Genomic DNA, 16540 nt, shown 5'->3' with positions numbered 1-16540 from the left:
GGTCTTGCACAGCCTCCTGGTCAGGCGGTCTCACGGACGGCGCGGGCGAGGGCCGTCAGCCCCTCGTCCAGCTCGTCGGGGGTGATGGTCAGGGCGGGCAGCAGCTTCACGACCTCGCTCTCCGGGCCGGAGGTCTCGATCAGCAGGCCGAGCTCGAAGGCACGGCGCGCCACCCGCTCCGCGCGGCCCTTGTCGTGGAACTCCAGCCCCCACACCAGGCCCCGGCCCCGGTACTCCCGGACGTCGGCCAGGTTCTCCTCGGTGATGGCGATCAGCGCCTGCTCGACCTGCTCGCCGCGCGCCCGGGTCTGCTTCTCCATGGCGGAGCCGTCGGTCCAGTACGTCTCCAGCGCGGCGGTCGCCGTGACGAACGCCGGGTTGTTGCCGCGGAAGGTGCCGTTGTGCTCACCCGGCTCCCACACGTCCAGCTCGGGCTTGAACAGGCACAGCGACATCGGCAGGCCGTAGCCGCTGATGGACTTGGACACGGTGACGATGTCCGGGGTGATGCCCGCCTCCTCGAAGGAGAAGAACGCGCCGGTACGGCCGCACCCCATCTGGATGTCGTCGACGATCAGCAGCATGTCCTGCCGCTCGCACAGCTCGGCGAGCGCCCGCAGCCACTGGGCGCGCGCCACGTTGATGCCGCCCTCGCCCTGCACGGTCTCCACGATCACGGCGGCCGGCTTGTTCAGCCCGGAGCCCTGGTCCTCCAGCAGCCGCTCGAACCACAGGAAGTCCGGGACGGTGCCGTCGAAGTAGTTGTCGAACGGCATCGGCGTGCCGTGCACCAGCGGGATGCCGGCACCGGCCCGCTTGAAGGCGTTGCCGGTCACGGCGAGCGACCCGAGGGACATCCCGTGGAAGGCGTTGGTGAAGGACACGATGGCCTCGCGCCCCTTGACCTTGCGGGCCAGCTTCAGCGCGGCCTCCACCGCGTTGGTGCCGGTGGGGCCCGGGAACATCACCTTGTACGGCAGGTCCCGCGGGCGCAGCACCAGGTCCTGGAACGTGCGCAGGAACGAGCGCTTGGCGGTGGTCGACATGTCGAGGCCGTGGGTGACGCCGTCGCGCTCCAGATAGTCGAGCAGCGCCCGTTTCAGCACCGGGTTGTTGTGGCCGTAGTTGAGCGACCCCGCGCCGGCGAAGAAGTCGAGGTACTCGTGGCCGTCCTCGTCGTACATACGGCTGCCGTGTGCCCGGTCGAAGACGGTGGGCCAGCCGCGGCAGTAGCTGCGCACCTCGGACTCCAGGGTCTCGAAGACGCTCAGGTCGGGCTGGGTGATGGTCACGACGAATCGCTCCTCAGTGCGAGAGGTGGGGGGTCAGCGGGCCGATGCGGTACAGGACTTCGGGGTCGTGCGGGCCGTCCGGGAACAGGGGCGCGTCGAACAGCACCTCGCGTTCCACGCGGGCGCCGTGCCGGGCGGCGAAGGAGGTGAACAGCCGCTCGGAGGCGGTGTTGCCCGGGGTGATCGTGGTCTCCACGCAGATCACCTCGTGCTCGGCGCCGACCCGGGCGGCGAGCCCGTCGAGCAGCCGGGCCGCGATGCCGCGGCCGCGGTGCGCGCCGTCGACGGCGACCTGCCACACGAGCAGGGTCCGCGGCCGGTCCGGCCGCAGGTATCCGGTGATGAACCCGATGGGCTCCCCCTCGCCGTCACGCGCCACCGCGGAGGTCGCGGCGAAGTCCCGGCACCACAGCAGATAGCTGTAGGAGGAGTTGAGGTCGAGGTTTCCGGATTCCTTGGCGAGCCGCCACAGAGCGGCTCCGTCCGCCACCGACGGACGGTCGATGTGCAGGTCTGTGGGTGTGTCTGCTGGTGCGGCAGTCATGCGAATTCAATTTACCGAGCGGAATTCAAAGATGCATGGCGGCCGGGGGTTGGGCGTGAAGGCGTCCTGTGTTATCACGCGGGCACATGCGATGACTCTTGCCCGAGTTTGTCCGGGATTTATGACGCGAAACGGGCGCGCTGTGTAACGCGTCACACCCGTGTCATGCTCACGAGTTCCACCCCGATTGCGTCGCACGGCGTTCGCAGAATCTTTGCGTTTGGGGTCCGGAAAACGGGGCAGGAGCACTAGGGAAGCTGCCGCCTATTCAATTCCCATAAGAACGTCGCGCAAGAACCCGGAATTCAGGATCCGGTAACTCCGTGAATGTGTTCCGGAAAGGATGTCCGCATGGCCGTCGCGCCGCGCGTACTCCTCGACGAGATGAACGAACACCGCACGAAGACTCACCTCGCCCCCGTCCGGCGGTCCGCCGGGGGGCCGCCCGGTGCCGGTCGGCGGCCGCACCGCGGCCGGTTCCCGCCCGCGCGCGGCCTGAGCCCGCCGGGCCGCCGGCGCCTCGCCGAGCCCCCGCGCGGCAGCGCACGTCACCTCCGGGGCGGAGCGGTGGGAGTCCGGCCGGCTCTCCGGCAGGGGACGCTCGTCACCGCTCGTCGGCTCGTCACCGGTCACCAGGGGGCCGGGGCGGCCGCCGGGAGGGTCCTGAGCGGCTCGGTGGGCACCCGGGTGGTCACGCCGGCGGCGCGGCACGGGGAGCGCGCAGGCTCCCGGCCGTGCGGCTCCGGCGACGAGGCCGTACGGACCGGCCGGCGTCCGGCGACGAGGCCGTACGGGCCGACCGCGGGCGAGGGCCGGGCGCCGGAGACCGGACCACGGGGAGGCGGACCGGGCTCAGCGCCAGGCGCCCTCCGCAGCGCGCCGCGCACCCTCCAGGTCCACCGTCGTGCCCTGCTCGGCCAGCGCGGCACCCAGCGCCGCGAGGCAGGCCTGCACCGCGCCCGGCGTCGCGTCCGGCCCGTAGTGGTTGACCCGGATCATCTCCTTCGCCAGGGCGCCGCCCCCGGCGGCCAGCGGAAGCGCCGGGTCGCCCGCCAGGGCGCGGGCGACCAGGTCGGAGGCCGCCACACCGGCCGGGGCGCGCAGGGTCGTCGCCACGGGTGCCGCCTCCGCCGCCCGGTGGACGTACGGCTCCAGGCCCCCGCCCAGGGCGGACGCGCCCGCGCGGGTCGCCGCCGCGGCCGAGCGGTGGCGGCCCATCACCGTCTCCAGGCCCTCCGCCTCGATCCGCTCCACACACGCCTCCAGCGCCAGCATCTCCAGCTGCGCCGGCGCGTGCAGCAGCGCCTTGCGGCCGCCGTCGACCCAGCGCTCCTTCCAGTCGAGGAGCGAGAGGTAGGAACGGCGCGGCGCCCCGGGGTTGGCCGCCATCCGGGCCCACGCCCGCTCGCTCACCGACACCGCCGACACTCCCGCCGGGCCGCCCATCGCCTTCTGCGCCCCGATCACGCACAGGTCCACGCCCCACGCGTCGGGCAGCACCGGTTCGGCGCCGACGGAGGCGACCGCGTCCAGGTAGAACAGGGCGCCGTGCGCACGGACCACCTCGCCGATCTCCGCGACCGGGTTGGTGTTGCCGGTGGCCGCCTCGGCGTGCACCAGGGACACGAAGTCGATCTCCGGGTGCTCGGCGAACGCCTCCCGGATCTGCTCGGCGGTCACCGCCGTGTGGAACGGCACGGCGAGGTCGTGCACCGTGGCCCCGCAGTCGCGCAGCCAGTCCCCGAAGGTCTGCCCGTACGGCCCGGTGATCACGTTCAGTGCGACCGTGCCCGGCCCGGCGGTGCCCCGGATGGCCCCCTCCAGTGGCAGCAGCGCCTCGCCCTGCATGATCACGACGTCCTGCCGGGTGTCCAGCAGCCGGGCGACCCGGTCCTCGATCGCGGCGAAGTGCGCGGCGGTCAGCGGGGGCAGGTCGAGGAAGGGGTGGGTCACGGCGGCGCTCTCTTCGCTCACGGGTGGGGAAGGACCCGGCCGGGCGGAGACGGGCTTCGCTCACGGGACTTCCCGCACGGGGTGGACGACGTCGAGGGTAGCGGGCCCATGTCAAGGAGCCGGCGGCCCCGCCGCCCGCCGCGGCGCAGATTCTCAGGCCCGACCCCCCCAACGGCATCAGTTCTATTTGAGTGACCCAAACATTTCCTTATAATCGGCACTCTCAGTCCCTTTAGGAGGTCCCCCGTGAACACCGTCCTCGGGCGCCGGGCCCGCATCCTGGTCGCCGCCACCGCGACGGCCGGGCTGGTCTCCGTAGCCGGCTGCACGTCCAGCGACGACGGCGACGGCGGCGAGAAGACCGCCGCCGGTGGAGTCGAACTGGTCAAGGCCGGCCAGCTCACCACCTGCACCCACCTGCCGTACCCGCCCTTCCAGTCGGAGATCGACGGCAAGGTGCAGGGCTTCGACGTCGCGCTGATCGACCTGGTCGCCGACGACCTGGGCGTGCGGCAGCAGATCCTCGACCAGCCCTTCGAGAACTTCAAGACGGGTGGCTCCCTCAACGCCGGCCAGTGCGACCTCGCCGCCGCCGGCATGACCATCACCGAGGAGCGCAAGAAGAACGTCGACTTCTCGGACCCGTACTTCGACGCCACCCAGGCGGTCCTCGCCGACAAGAAGAGCGGCATCTCCTCCTTCGCCGACCTCGACGGCAGGAAGGTCGGCGCCCAGGCGCAGACCACCGGCGAGGACTACGCCAAGAGCAAGGGCCTCGACCCGGTCTCCTTCGAGTCGTCCGACGCCGTCCTCAACGGCCTGCGCACCGGCCAGGTCGAGGCGGTCGTCATCGACTACCCGGTGGTCCAGGGCTGGCTCAAGGACAAGGCGAACGCGGACGCCTTCCGGGTCGCCGAGCAGATCAGCACCGGCGAGCAGTACGGCTTCACGGTGAAGAAGGGCAACGACAAGCTGCGCGAGGCCATCAACAAGGCCATCGCGGACGCCAAGGCCGACGGGACGTACAAGAAGCTGTACGAGCAGTGGATCGGTCCGTACGACGAGTCCGCCGCCTCCCCGTCCGCCTCATGACGAGCCCGGACACCCCCGGCACCGCGCTCCAGCCGAAGAAGAAGGGCCTCACCCGGCGCCAGAGGCGCAGCCTGTCGCGCGGCGCCCAGTACGTCGTCTTCGTCGCGGCCGTGATCGCCTTCGCGGTCGCGGCCGACTGGGACCGGCTGGCCAACCAGTTCGCGCAGGCCGACATCGCGGAGCAGATGTTCCCCGACGTCATCACGCTGGCCCTGAAGAACACCGTGCTCTACACCGTGTCCGGCTTCGCCGTCGGCCTGGTGCTCGGCATGGTCATCGCGCTGATGCGGCTGTCGTCCGTCGGCCCGTACCGCTGGCTCGCGGGCGTCTACATCGAGATCTTCCGCGGCCTGCCCGCCCTGCTGATCTTCATCTTCATCGGGGTGGCCGTCCCGCTCGCCTTCCCCGGCACGGAGATCGTCGGCGGCACCTACGGCAAGGTCGCCCTCGCGCTCGGCCTGGTCGCCGCCGCCTACATGGCGGAGACGTTCCGCGCGGGCATCCAGGCCATCCCCAAGGGCCAGATGGAAGCCGCCCGCTCGCTGGGCTTCTCCCACGCCCGCGCCATGATCTCGATCATCCTGCCGCAGTCGTTCCGGGTCATCCTCCCGCCGCTCACCAACGAACTCGTCCTTCTCTTCAAGGACTCCTCGCTGGTGCTCTTCCTCGGTGTCACCCTGGAGGAACGGGAACTGTCCAAGTTCGGCCGCGACCTGGCCAGCCAGACCGCCAACTCCACGCCGATCCTCGTCGCCGGCCTGTGCTACCTGCTGGTCACGATCCCGCTCGGCTTCGTCGTACGCCGCATGGAGGCGAAGGCCCAGGAGGCCGTCAAATGAGCCGTCCCGAGATCGAGATCCGCGACCTGCACAAGTCCTTCGGCGACAACCAGGTGCTGCGCGGCATCGACCTGGAGATCGGCCAGGGCGAGGTCGTCTGCGTCATCGGCCCCTCCGGCTCCGGCAAGTCCACGCTGCTGCGGTGCGTGAACCTGCTGGAGGAACCCACCAAGGGCCAGGTGTACGTCGGCGGCACCGAGGTCACCGACCCCGACGTCGACATCGACGCCGTACGCCGCCGGATCGGCATGGTCTTCCAGCAGTTCAACCTCTTCCCGCACCTCACCGTGACCGAGAACCTGACGCTGCCGCAGCGCCGGGTCCTGAGGCGGGACAAGGCCGAGGCGGCCCGCGTCGCCGCCGAGAACCTGGCCCGCGTCGGACTCGCGGAGAAGGCGGACGCCTACCCGTCCTCCCTCTCCGGCGGCCAGCAGCAACGCGTCGCCATCGCCCGCGCCCTCGCCATGGGCCCCGAGGTGATGCTGTTCGACGAGCCGACCTCCGCGCTCGACCCGGAGCTGGTCGGCGACGTCCTCGCGGTGATGCGGATGCTCGCGCAGGAGGGCATGACGATGATGGTCGTCACCCATGAGATGACCTTCGCCCGCGAGGTCGCCGACCGGGTCGTCTTCATGGACGGCGGGGTGATCGTCGAGGACGGCCGCCCCGAGCAGGTCATCACCCGCCCCGCGCACGAACGCACCCGCCACTTCCTCTCCCGCCTCCTCGACCCCGCCATGGCGGACGTCGAGGAGGAGACCTCGGGCCAGGTGGGCACGTCCGGCTGACAGCGCTCCGCCGCCCCTCCGGGCGAGCGTCGAGGTGGCCGGATGTGGCCGGTTCGGAAGGTAGTAGCCTTTCCCGGCTGGTTGCTCGCCTCGGACGTCTCCGCAGGCAGAGGCCCAGAGGGCTGTCAGGAGAGCTGAGTGCGAACAAGCAGGAGGGCCGCACGCCGCAGGGCGGGCGGTGACCGGATCGTCGTTCTGGACGGACTGCGGCTGGTTGCCGCGCTGATGGTGGTCTCGTACCACTACGTGGCGTTCGGGGAGGGCTGGGAGGGAGCGCAGGCGCGGCTCTTCCCGGTGGTGTTCCGCCCGTCCGCCTACGGGTGGCTGGGCGTGGAGCTGTTCTTCATGATCAGCGGCTTCGTCATCTGCATGAGCTGCTGGGGGCGCGGCCTCCCCGACTTCTTCACCTCGCGGGTGATCCGGCTCTACCCGGCGTACTGGGTCGCCGTCCTCGCCACGACCGTCGTGGTCGCCGGGGTGGCCGGCGGCGTCGACCCGCTCGCCTGGCGCGACGTGCTGGTCAATCTGACCATGCTGCAATGGCCGATGGGCGTCGACCACGTCGACGGGGTGTACTGGACGCTCTGGGCCGAGTTGCGCTTCTACCTGCTGTTCGCCCTGGTGGTGTGGCGCGGGCTCACCTACCGGCGGGTGGTGGCGTTCTGCCTGGTGTGGGCGACCGTCGCGCTCCTGGCGGACGGCTACGACGTCCGGCCCCTCGCCCATCTGACGGTCGTGCCGCACTGCTGGTTCTTCATCGCCGGGCTGGCGTTCTACCTGATGTACCGCTTCGGTCCGAACCTGCTGCTGTGGGGCATCGTCGCCTTCTCCTACGCCATGGGGCAGTACACCGTGATGGAGACCTGGTCGCGGACCCTGGAGCGGGTCGGGCACCGCATCCCCGCCTGGGGCGTGACGGTGCTGATCACGGTCTTCTTCGTGGTGATGGCGGGCGTCGCGCTCGGCCGGCTGCGGCGGATCGACTGGCGGTGGCTGCCGGCGGCGGGCGCGCTGACGTACCCGCTGTACCTGCTGCACGAGTCCATCGGCTGGGAGGTCTTCCACCGCTTCCAGCACTCGGTGAACCACTGGGCCCTGCTCGGCGGGACCGTCGCGGGCATGCTGCTGCTGGCGCACCTGGTGCACCGCCTGGTGGAGCGGCCGGTCTCGCGGCGGCTCAAGGTGGCGCTGCGGACGGCGTTCGCGCAGATCGGCTCCGAGGGCGCCGGCAAGGAGCCCGCCGTCGCGCCCGAGCCGCCGTACGGTGCCGCCGGGCCGACCGGTCCGACGCCGTTCGTGCCCGGCGCCCGCTCCCCGGAGTTCGAGACCGTCGAAGGCGCCTACACCCGCTGAGCCGCCGGTGGCCCCCGGCGGGCCCCGGGCGGCCTTGGGCGGCCCCGGGCGGCGGGCGGCCGGCCCGCGCCCGGCACGGTGCGCGAGGCACCCCCTAGGGTGCGGTGCATGAGCGATGGATCGGTGCTGCACGTGAAGGGCCGGGTGCTCGTGACACCCGACGACGTCCGCGACGAACTCTGGGTCGTCGGCGGGCGGATCACCTACGACCGTCCCGCCGGCGCGCGCGAGGTGCGTACGGTGACCGGCTGGGCGCTGCCCGGCCTGGTCGACGCCCACTGCCATGTGGGCCTCGACGCGCACGGCGCGGTCCCGGCGGACGTCGCCGAGAAGCAGGCGCTGACCGACCGGGACGCGGGCACCCTGCTGATCCGCGACGCGGGCTCGGCCGCCGACACCCGCTGGATCGACGACCGCGACGACCTTCCGAAGATCATCCGGGCCGGCCGGCACATCGCCCGCACCCGCCGCTACATCCGCAACTACGCCTGGGAGATCGAACCGGACGACCTCGTCGCGTACGTCGCCCAGGAGGCCCGGCGCGGCGACGGCTGGGTCAAGCTGGTCGGCGACTGGATCGACCGCGATCTCGGCGACCTGTCGGCCTGCTGGCCGCGCGAGGCGGCCGAGGCGGCGATCGCGGAGGCCCACCGCCTGGGCGCCCGGGTGACGGCGCACTGCTTCGCGGAGGACTCGCTGCGTGACCTGGTCGAGGCGGGCATCGACTGCATCGAGCACGCGACGGGCCTCACCGAGGACCTGATCCCGCTCTTCGCCGAGCGGGGCGTCGCCATCGTCCCCACCCTCGTCAACATCGCCACCTTCCCCAGGCTGGCCGAGGGCGGCGAGACCAAGTTCCCGCGCTGGGCCGACCACATGCGCCGCCTGCACGCCCGCCGCTACGACACCGTCCGCTCCGCCCATGACGCCGGCATCCCGGTCTTCGTCGGCACCGACGCCGGCGGCTCCCTCGCCCACGGCCTCGCGGGCGCCGAGGTCGCCGAACTGGTCACCGCCGGCATCCCGGCCGTCGAGGCGATCTCCGCGGCCACCTGGGCGGCCCGCGCCTGGCTCGGCCGCCCCGGCCTCGACGAGGGCGCCCCCGCCGACCTGGTGGTCTACGAGGAGGACCCGCGCGCGGACGTCCGGGTGCTCACGGCGCCCCGGCGGGTGGTGCTGAACGGACGGATCGTCGGCTGAGCGACCCGGGATTCGGCCGGGGTCGACGGCACCGTCACCCTGGCCGAGGCCACCTGCGAGACTCCCCGGGCCGCCACCGCGAGCCCCGCCCCCGGCATCGAACCCCGGGGCGGCCCCACCGGGCCCGATGCGGCCGCCACCGGCGGCGACGCGGCGACGCCGTACCTGGCGGCGGGAGCGGTCGCGCTGCTGGCGGCGGGAGCGGTGGCGGCGGCCAAGGCCCGCCGCCGGCGCTGAGGGAACGGCGCAGCACGGCGCGGGACCGGCGCCCGGCCTCAGCCCTCGGCCAGCACCCGCCCCAACGCGTCCAGCAGCCGGTCCGTCGTCCCCCGGTCCCGCACCGCGATCCGCAGCCACTCCTCGCCCAGCCCGGGGAACGTGTCGCCGCGCCGCACCGCGAAGCCCAGCGCGCGCAGCCGGTGCCGCACGGCGGCGGCGCCGGGCACGCGGACCAGGACGAAGGGCCCGTGCGCGGGGGACACCACCCGCAGCCCCGCCCCGGCGAACTCCCCGAGTCCCGCCACGAGATGGGCTCGGTCGGCCGTGATCCGGTGCGCCGCGTGCGCCGCCTCCGCCAGCGCCCGCGGCGACACGCACGCCCGCGCCGCGGCCAGCGCGGGCGTGGACACCGGCCACAGCGGCTGCGTCCGCTCCAGTTCGGCCACGGTCTCCGGCGCCGCGAGGACGTAGCCGATCCGCAGCCCGGCCAGGCCCCAGGTCTTCGTCAGGCTGCGCAGGACGACGAGGCCGGGCACGTCCGTGCGGCCGGCCAGCGCCTCCCGCTCGCCGGGCACCGCGTCCATGAACGCCTCGTCCACGACCAGCGTCCGACCGGGCCGGGCGAGCCCGGCGACCGCGCCGGCGGGGTGCAGCACGGACGTGGGATTGGTGGGATTGCCGACGACCACCAGGTCGGCGTCCTCGGGGACGGCCGCCGGATCGAGCCGGAAGCCGTCCTCCTCCCGCAGCACCACCCGGCCGACGGAGTGCCCGGCGTCCCGCAGCGCCGCCTCCGGCTCGGTGAACTGCGGGTGCACGACGACGGGCCGCCGCACCTTCAGCGCCCGCGCCAGCAGTACGAACGCCTCCGCCGCCCCCGCCGTCAGCAGCACCCGCTCCACCGGCAGCCGGTGCCGCGTGGCGACGGCGGCGCGCGCCTCCCGCCCGTCGGGGTAGGCGGCCAGCCCGTCGAGCGAGCCGGCGATCACCTCCCGCAGCCATGCCGGGGGCGTGCCGGACCGTACGTTCACCGCGAGGTCGGTGAGCGCCGAGCCGTCGTCGCGTACCTCCGCGTCACCGTGGTGACGCAGGTCGGGTCCGTCAGTGCGCATGGGAGTGGGAGTGTCCTCCGTGGTGGCCGTGGCCGTGGTGGTGGCCGTGGTGGTGGCCGTCGTCGTCCGGGTGGTAGTGCGGCTGCTGCGGCATGCCCACCTTGTCCTCGAAGCCGGGCAGCGCGATCCGGTACACGCACGAGTCGCAGTTCATCCGCAGGTCGCCGCCCAGGGCCTCGCGGTAGCGCTCCATCACCAGGTCGAGCAGCTCCGGCTCCGGCCCGATGACGTCCGCCGAGCGCACCTCGGTCCCGGGGTGGGCGGCCGCCCAGTCCTCGGTCTGCTGCCGCACCCGGTCGGGAAGGATGCCCGTGAACAGGAAGTAGGGGAGCACGACGATCCGCTTCGCCCCCAGCCGTGCGCAGCGGTCCAGCCCGCTGGGCACGTCGGGCGCGGCCAGCGACACGAAGGCGGTCTCCACCCCGGCGTACCCGCGCCCCTCCCACAGCAGCCGCGCCGCCTTGTGCACCTCGGCGTTGGCGTCGGGGTCCGTCGATCCGCGCCCGACCAGCAGCACGGTGACGTCCGCGCGGTCCCAGGGGGTGCGGGCCGTACCGCCCAGCGCCTCGTCCAGCCGCCGCTCCAGCACCGACAGCAGGGCGGGGTGCGGGCCCAGCGGGCGGCCGTAGGTGTACGAGATCCCGGGGTGCCGCTCCTTCTCGCGGGCCAGCGCCGCAGGGATGTCGCCCTTGGCGTGCCCGGCGGACACCAGCATCAGCGGCACGGCCGCGAACCGGCGCACGCCCCGCTCCACCAGCTCGGCCACGGCCTCGCCGAGCGGCGGCGGGGACAGCTCGATGAAGCCGCCCGCGACGGGCAGCTCCGGGTGGCGGCGCCCCAGCTCCCGGACGAAGTCGCGGAACGCCTCGGCTCCGGCGTCGTCCCGGGTGCCGTGTCCGGCGATGAGCAGGGCGGGCGGCGGGGTGGTCACGATGTCTCCTCGGAGTACGAAGTGGGGTGGTACAGCAGGGCGTTCAGCGCGGCGGCGGCGACCGCGGAGCCGCCCTTCTCGGACACGTTGCTGACCGCGGGCAGCCCGCTCTCGCGCAACGCGGCCTTGGACTCGGCCGCGCCGACGAAGCCGACGGGCAGACCGATGACGAGCGCCGGATCGGCGTCCAGGGTGAGCAGTTCCTCCAGGGCGGTCGGCGCGCAGCCGATCACCCACAGCGCGCCCGGCCCGACCTGCTCGTACGCCAGCCGCACGGCGTGCGCGGAGCGGGTCAGCCCGGGTCCGGCCTCGGCGTCCTTCAGCCGGCACACGGTCTCGCGCCGGGTGATGCCCGCGGCGACCATCTCGACGTCCACGACGACGGGCGCCCCGGCGTGCAGCGCGGCGTACGCCTTCTCCAGCGCGGCCTCGTCCGTGACGAGGTCGGTGGCGTAGTCGAGGTCGGCGGCGGAGTGGATGACCCGCTCCACCACCGCCCGGGTCAGCGGCGGGAAGTGCGAGGTGTCCAGGCGGGCGCGCAGCCGCCGGAAGGACTCCTGCTCGATGGGGTGGACCACACGGTTCACTGGGCGTCCTCCTGCGATGCCTGCCAGCGGTAGCCGCGCGGTGTCACCATGCGGCCGGCGATCTCCCGGGTCGCGGTGTTGCCCACCGTGACCACCGTCATCATGTCGACCGTCGCCGGGTCGAGCGCGCCGAGCGTGGTCAGACGGCTCGACTCGTCCGGCCGGGACGCGTTGCGGACGACACCGACCGGCGTGGCCGGCTCGCGGTGCCCGGCGAGGACGGCGAGCGCCTTGGGGAGCTGCCAGTCGCGGCCCCGGCTGCGCGGGTTGTAGAAGGTGACGACGAGGTCGGCCTCGGCGGCGGCGCGCACCCGCCGTTCGATGACCTCCCAGGGCGTGTGCAGGTCGGACAGGCTGATCGAGACGTGGTCGTGGCCGAGCGGCGCCCCGAGGATCGCCCCGGCGGCCAGCGCCGCCGTCACGCCGGGCACCCCGACCACGTCGATGTCGTCGGACGCCTCGGCGAGCGCCGGGGAGGCCATGGCGTACACGCCCGCGTCCCCGCTGCCGATCAGCGCGACCGCCTGCCCCTTGCGGGCCTCGGCGACCGCCGTGCGGGCCCGCTCCTCCTCGGCGCCCAGCCCGGACTCCAGGATCCGGGTGCCGGGACGCAGCAGGTCGCGGATCTGGTCGACGTACTGGTCCAGTCCGACCAGCACCGACGCCCGCTCCAGCTCGGCCCTGGCACGCGGCGTCATCAGGTCCCGGGCGCCCGGCCCGAGGCCCACCACCGCGAGCCGCCCGCGCCCGGGCCGCCGTGCCACCGCGCAGGTCGCCATCGCCGGGCTGGCCGCCGACTTCCGCTTGGGCACCAGGAGTTCGCCGCCGCGCACCAGCGCCGCCGCCTCCGCGACCGACGGCGTGCCCACCGCGGCGAGCGGCGCGTCGGACGGATTGGGGACCTCGACGCGGGCCAGCTCCCCGGCGGCGTACGTCACCAGCGGCACGCCGAGCCGGGCGGCGGCCTCGACGATGCCGCCCTCCTCGGCCTTGGCGTCCACGGTCGCCAGTTCGGCGACGCTGCGCACGGACAGCCCCGCGTCCCGCAGCGCACCGTCGATCACGTCGAGCACTTCGGCCGCGGGGGCGCCCTTGGACGCACCGACCCCGACCACCAGCGTCGGCGGACGCAGCACGGCCTCCCGCTCGGCGGGCTCCACCAGACGGTCCGTGACCCGGATCGTGTACGGCCCGTCCGCGGCGACCGGCAGCGGCGGCAGCGGCCACGCGACCTCCGCCCGCAGCGCCACCGGCTCCCCGTCCAGCAGGGCCCGCGACACGGCGGCGACCGCGCCCTCCACGGGCAGCCCGAGGGTGTCGAGACCCGCGATGCCGACGGCGTCGGTCGCCGTCGTCACCACCGGCTCGGCGCCGAGCACCGCGCCCACCTCGCGGGCCAGGTCGTTGGCGCCGCCGCCGTGCCCGCCGACCAGCGACACGGCGTACCGCCCGCCCTCGTCGACACAGACCACACCCGGGTCGGTCGCCTTGTCGCCCAGCAGCGGCGCGACCAGCCGGACGACCGCGCCCGTCGCGAGGAAGCACACCAGCTGCCCGCACTCGGCGAACGCCCGCCGTACGGCGTCCGTCACGGGTCCGTCGTAGACGCGGGTGCGGTCCGGCCATGCCGCGGCCAGCCGGTCGCGCGCCGCCGCCCCCGCCGCGGTGGCGGAAATGAGGCCGATCACTGGGCTACTCCTTCGGTACAGGCGGGACGGCGTACGCCCCACAGCAGGAAAACGGGATTGGTCGCCGCGAGCCGGGTCACGTCCCCCGGCAGCGGTGCGAGCCGGGACGACTGGAGCAGCACCCCGTCGCAGGTGAACCCGGCGTCCGTCAGGGCGGCCCGCGCGGCCGGCACCCGGTCGAGGGCGGCCATCGCGACGACCACCGTGCGCCGGGCGCGCCGCGCGCACGCGGTGACGACGGCGGGCAGTTCACGCCCCCCGCCGCCGACGAACACGGCGTCCGGGTCGTCGGCGAGGTCCGCCAGCGCGTCCGGCGCCGCACCGTGCACCACGCGCACGTCCACACCGTGCGCGGCGGCGTTGGCGCGGATCCGCTCCACGCCGTCCGCCGCCTTCTCCACCGCGACGGCCGCCGCCCCGAGCCGGGCGCACTCCACGGCCACCGAGCCGGAACCCGCGCCGACGTCCCACACCAGGTCGCCGAGCCGGGGTCCGAGCCGGGCCAGGGCCAGCGCCCGCACCTCGAACTTGGTGATCATCGAATCGCGGTGCGCGAAGTCCGCCTCGTCCAGGGCCCATCCGGCGGGCCCCGCGGGCGGACCGGCCACCGTGCGCACCGCGCCCAGCGCCCGCTCCGGGTCGAGCGACAGGACGACGCTGACCGCCGTCCCCCAGTCGCGGGCCGCCGCCTCGGCCGGGGTCACCCGCTCCACCCGCTCCCGGGCCGGATCGCCCAGCGCGGACGCGACGACCAGGACCCGCCCGCAGTCCCGCAGCGCGGCGCCCAGCTCGGCCGGTCCGGCGCCCGGCCCGGTCAGCACCGCCACCTTGGGGTGCGCCCGGCACACGTTCACCGCCGTGCGCGGCTGACGCCCGTGCGCGCTGACCACCACCGCGTCGTCCCACGGCAGTCCGGCGCGCGCGAACGCGGCCGCCACCGAGGACACCCCGGCCCGCACGTCCAGCCGCTCCGTGCCGAACCGTTCGGCGAGCGCCCGCACGATGCCGAAGAACCCGGGGTCACCGGAGGCCAGCACCACCACCCGGCGGCCCTCCTCGACGTGGCGCGCCATGGCGTCCAGCGCCGGCGCCAGCGGCCCGAGCACGATCCGCTCGGCGCCCTCCGGCAGCCGTACGGCGTCCAGGTGCCGCCGCCCGCCGACGACCAGCTCCGCACCGGCCACCGCCGCGTCCGGCACGGGCGCCCCGGTCCCCGTGCCGATGACCGTGATCACGTCTGGGCACCCCGCGCGCGCAGCGCCCTGCGGGCCTCCGGGTCGGCCTTGCGATACCCGTGGAAGTGCCCCGGGTGGTACAGGTGCGAACGGGTGCCCTGCGCGTCCAGGGCCGGACCGACCAGGAACAGCGTGTGCTTCCACAGCTTGTGCTCCTTGACGGTCTCCTCCAGCGTGCCGATCGTGCACTTCACGACCAGCTCCTCCGGCCAGGTCGCCTGGTACGCGACGACCACCGGCGTCGTCGTCGGATAGCCGCCCTCCAGCAGCTCCCGCACCAGCTGCCCGCTGCGCGCCGCCGACAGGAAGACCGCCATGGTCGTGCCGTGCCTGGCGAACTCGCGGACCTCCTCGCCGGGCGGCATCGGCGTCTTGCCGCCGCCCAGCCGGGTCAGCACCACCGACTGCGCGACCTCCGGGACGGTCAGCTCCCGCTGTGCCAGGGCGGCCACCGCCGAGAACGACGACACGCCCGGCACCACCTCGGTGGCGATGCCGATCTCGTGGCAGCGGTCGAGCTGTTCCTGGGTGCCGCCCCACAGCGCCGGGTCGCCGGAGTGGATCCGGGCGACCTTCAGGCCCTCGGCGTGCGCCCGCTCGTAGACGGCGACCACGTCCTCCAGCGACATCGTCGCCGAGTCCAGGACCTGCGCGTCCTCCCGCGCGTGCGCCAGGACCTCCGCCTGGACCAGGCTCGCCGCCCAGATCACGACGTCGGCCTCGGCGATCGCGCGCGCGGCGCGGAACGTCAGCAGATCGGCGGCGCCGGGGCCGGCACCGACGAAGGTCACCTTGCCGGCAGGGGTGTCGGCCATGGGTGGGTTCCTCTCGTACGGAAGTCAACGCGGGGTGCAAAGGTGCGGTGGGATGTCAACGCGGGCCGGGTCGGACGTGCGCCGCCCGCCGCCGATCGGATAGCAAGGGCACATGGCGGTCTTCGTCGCGCTCGGCGCGTTCCTGATGACGCTGGCCGGCGGCTGGACGGCACAGCGCGTGACCGACCGCCGCCATCTGGTGCTGGGTCTGGCCGGTGGCCTGATGCTGGGTGTCGTCGGCCTGGACCTGCTGCCGGAGGCGCTGGAGGCGGCCGGCACCGAGGTGCACGGCGTCCCGGCGGCCCTGCTGCTGTTCGTGGCCGGATTCCTCGTCGCCCATCTGGTGGAACGCCTGCTGGCGGCCCTCCCCCGAGCTCTCGGCTCGGCTCGAGCAGGGGGGATCCCCACGGCGGCGCACGGGGCGGGCGAGCCGCACGGCCGCACCCCCGAGGTCGGCCTCACCGCCGCCGCCGCGATGGTCGGGCACAGCGCCATGGACGGCGTCGCCATCGGCGCCGCCCTCCAGGTCGGCCACGGCATGGGCGTCGCCGTCGCGCTCGCCGTGATCGCCCACGACTTCGCGGACGGCTTCAACACCTTCACCCTGACGACCGTCTACGGCAACGCCCGCCGCCGCGCCGTCGCCATGCTGGTCGCGGACGCGGTCGCCCCGGTCGCCGGCGCGGCCTCCACGCTGCTGTTCACCGTCCCGGGACCGGTGCTCGGCGGCTACCTCGGCTTCTTCGGCGGCGCGCTGCTCTATCTCGCGGCGGCCGAGATCCTGCCCGAGGCCCACCACGAGCACCCGGCCCGCTCGACCCTGCTGTGCACGGTCGCCGGCGCGGCGTTCGTCTGGCTGGTGGTCGGCATCGCCGAGTGACCGCCCGCCCGG

17 protein-coding genes are annotated in these 16540 nt (G+C 74.0%); 7 read left to right on the top strand and 10 right to left on the bottom strand.

The genetic code is table 11. The features are described from left to right. Window positions 1–20: 20 nt before the first annotated feature. The 4 genes from ectB to SGLAU_RS08195 form a co-directional block, all read right to left on the bottom strand. The gene (ectB, locus tag SGLAU_RS08210) at window positions 21–1292 is read right to left on the bottom strand and encodes a diaminobutyrate--2-oxoglutarate transaminase (protein ID WP_043499692.1); all 1272 of its coding nucleotides are present in this window, start codon (window positions 1290–1292) and stop codon (window positions 21–23) included. A gap of 13 nt (window positions 1293–1305) precedes the next feature. After that, complete coding sequence (ectA, locus tag SGLAU_RS08205; protein WP_043499690.1) at window positions 1306–1836, bottom strand: diaminobutyrate acetyltransferase; 531 nt, start codon at window positions 1834–1836, stop codon at window positions 1306–1308. Window positions 1837–2100: 264 nt separating this feature from the next. Then, on the bottom strand, window positions 2101–2388 hold the full coding sequence (locus SGLAU_RS36165; RefSeq protein ID WP_244315324.1) for a DUF664 domain-containing protein: 288 nt from the start codon (window positions 2386–2388) through the stop codon (window positions 2101–2103). Window positions 2389–2688: 300 nt separating this feature from the next. Then, window positions 2689–3789 carry a pyridoxal-phosphate-dependent aminotransferase family protein gene (locus SGLAU_RS08195; protein WP_043506404.1) on the bottom strand — a complete coding sequence of 367 codons (1101 nt, stop codon included), beginning with the start codon at window positions 3787–3789 and terminating at the stop codon, window positions 2689–2691. 246 nt (window positions 3790–4035) lie between these two features. On the opposite strand from SGLAU_RS08195, the gene SGLAU_RS08190 reads away from it, so the two are divergent. The 6 genes from SGLAU_RS08190 (at window position 4036) to SGLAU_RS36680 (ending at window position 9298) form a co-directional block, all read left to right on the top strand. Beyond that, the gene (locus SGLAU_RS08190; protein ID WP_043499688.1) at window positions 4036–4881 is read left to right on the top strand and encodes an ABC transporter substrate-binding protein; all 846 of its coding nucleotides are present in this window, start codon (window positions 4036–4038) and stop codon (window positions 4879–4881) included. Beyond that, window positions 4878–5720 carry an amino acid ABC transporter permease gene (locus SGLAU_RS08185; protein ID WP_043499685.1) on the top strand — a complete coding sequence of 281 codons (843 nt, stop codon included), beginning with the start codon at window positions 4878–4880 and terminating at the stop codon, window positions 5718–5720. Before SGLAU_RS08190 ends, SGLAU_RS08185 begins: the two co-directional genes overlap by 4 nt. Beyond that, entirely contained in the window at window positions 5717–6508 is a 792-nt protein-coding gene (locus SGLAU_RS08180; RefSeq protein WP_043499683.1) for an amino acid ABC transporter ATP-binding protein, read from the top strand. Before SGLAU_RS08185 ends, SGLAU_RS08180 begins: the two co-directional genes overlap by 4 nt. Before the next feature lie 138 nt (window positions 6509–6646). Continuing rightward, a complete protein-coding gene (locus SGLAU_RS08175; RefSeq protein WP_052413672.1) occupies window positions 6647–7861 on the top strand; it encodes an acyltransferase family protein in 1215 nt (404 codons plus the stop codon). Between the two features lie 108 nt (window positions 7862–7969). Then, on the top strand, window positions 7970–9061 hold the full coding sequence (locus tag SGLAU_RS08170; protein WP_043499680.1) for an amidohydrolase family protein: 1092 nt from the start codon (window positions 7970–7972) through the stop codon (window positions 9059–9061). Between the two features lie 39 nt (window positions 9062–9100). Continuing rightward, window positions 9101–9298, top strand: coding sequence for an LAETG motif-containing sortase-dependent surface protein (locus SGLAU_RS36680; RefSeq protein WP_107408990.1), 198 nt, complete (start codon window positions 9101–9103; stop codon window positions 9296–9298). Window positions 9299–9336: 38 nt separating this feature from the next. Here SGLAU_RS36680 and cobC read toward each other — a convergent pair whose 3' ends face one another. The 6 genes from cobC to cobM are packed head-to-tail and all read right to left on the bottom strand — an operon-like array spanning window position 9337 to window position 15648. After that, the gene (gene cobC, locus SGLAU_RS08165; RefSeq protein WP_043499678.1) at window positions 9337–10392 is read right to left on the bottom strand and encodes an Rv2231c family pyridoxal phosphate-dependent protein CobC; all 1056 of its coding nucleotides are present in this window, start codon (window positions 10390–10392) and stop codon (window positions 9337–9339) included. After that, on the bottom strand, window positions 10382–11323 hold the full coding sequence (locus SGLAU_RS08160) for a sirohydrochlorin chelatase (protein ID WP_043499676.1): 942 nt from the start codon (window positions 11321–11323) through the stop codon (window positions 10382–10384). Before SGLAU_RS08160 ends, cobC begins: the two co-directional genes overlap by 11 nt. After that, window positions 11320–11910, bottom strand: coding sequence for a precorrin-8X methylmutase (locus SGLAU_RS08155; protein ID WP_043499674.1), 591 nt, complete (start codon window positions 11908–11910; stop codon window positions 11320–11322). The genes SGLAU_RS08160 and SGLAU_RS08155 overlap by 4 nt, the downstream gene beginning before the upstream one ends. Further along, window positions 11907–13598 carry a precorrin-3B C(17)-methyltransferase gene (cobJ, locus tag SGLAU_RS08150; RefSeq protein ID WP_043499672.1) on the bottom strand — a complete coding sequence of 564 codons (1692 nt, stop codon included), beginning with the start codon at window positions 13596–13598 and terminating at the stop codon, window positions 11907–11909. The genes SGLAU_RS08155 and cobJ overlap by 4 nt, the downstream gene beginning before the upstream one ends. Further along, a complete protein-coding gene (locus tag SGLAU_RS08145; protein ID WP_043499669.1) occupies window positions 13595–14833 on the bottom strand; it encodes a bifunctional cobalt-precorrin-7 (C(5))-methyltransferase/cobalt-precorrin-6B (C(15))-methyltransferase in 1239 nt (412 codons plus the stop codon). Before SGLAU_RS08145 ends, cobJ begins: the two co-directional genes overlap by 4 nt. Beyond that, the gene (gene cobM, locus SGLAU_RS08140; protein WP_043499665.1) at window positions 14830–15648 is read right to left on the bottom strand and encodes a precorrin-4 C(11)-methyltransferase; all 819 of its coding nucleotides are present in this window, start codon (window positions 15646–15648) and stop codon (window positions 14830–14832) included. Before cobM ends, SGLAU_RS08145 begins: the two co-directional genes overlap by 4 nt. A 112-nt stretch (window positions 15649–15760) precedes the next feature. Between cobM and SGLAU_RS08135 the strand changes: the two genes are divergently transcribed. Next, window positions 15761–16528 carry a ZIP family metal transporter gene (locus SGLAU_RS08135; protein WP_043499663.1) on the top strand — a complete coding sequence of 256 codons (768 nt, stop codon included), beginning with the start codon at window positions 15761–15763 and terminating at the stop codon, window positions 16526–16528. Window positions 16529–16540 lie beyond the last annotated feature (12 nt).

Source organism: Streptomyces glaucescens, from assembly GCF_000761215.1.
Lineage (GTDB): Bacteria > Actinomycetota > Actinomycetes > Streptomycetales > Streptomycetaceae > Streptomyces > Streptomyces glaucescens_B.
This window is presented reverse-complemented; position numbering and strand designations above follow the sequence as displayed.

Coding starts and splice junctions, on each gene's coding strand:
- SGLAU_RS08180 (WP_043499683.1), top strand. CDS start 5,717: ATGAGCCGTCCCGAGATCGAGATCCGCGACCTGCACAAGTCCTTCGGC.
- cobC (WP_043499678.1), bottom strand. CDS start 10,392: ATGCGCACTGACGGACCCGACCTGCGTCACCACGGTGACGCGGAGGTA.
- SGLAU_RS08135 (WP_043499663.1), top strand. CDS start 15,761: ATGGCGGTCTTCGTCGCGCTCGGCGCGTTCCTGATGACGCTGGCCGGC.
- ectA (WP_043499690.1), bottom strand. CDS start 1,836: ATGACTGCCGCACCAGCAGACACACCCACAGACCTGCACATCGACCGT.
- SGLAU_RS08170 (WP_043499680.1), top strand. CDS start 7,970: ATGAGCGATGGATCGGTGCTGCACGTGAAGGGCCGGGTGCTCGTGACA.
- SGLAU_RS08185 (WP_043499685.1), top strand. CDS start 4,878: ATGACGAGCCCGGACACCCCCGGCACCGCGCTCCAGCCGAAGAAGAAG.
- cobM (WP_043499665.1), bottom strand. CDS start 15,648: ATGGCCGACACCCCTGCCGGCAAGGTGACCTTCGTCGGTGCCGGCCCC.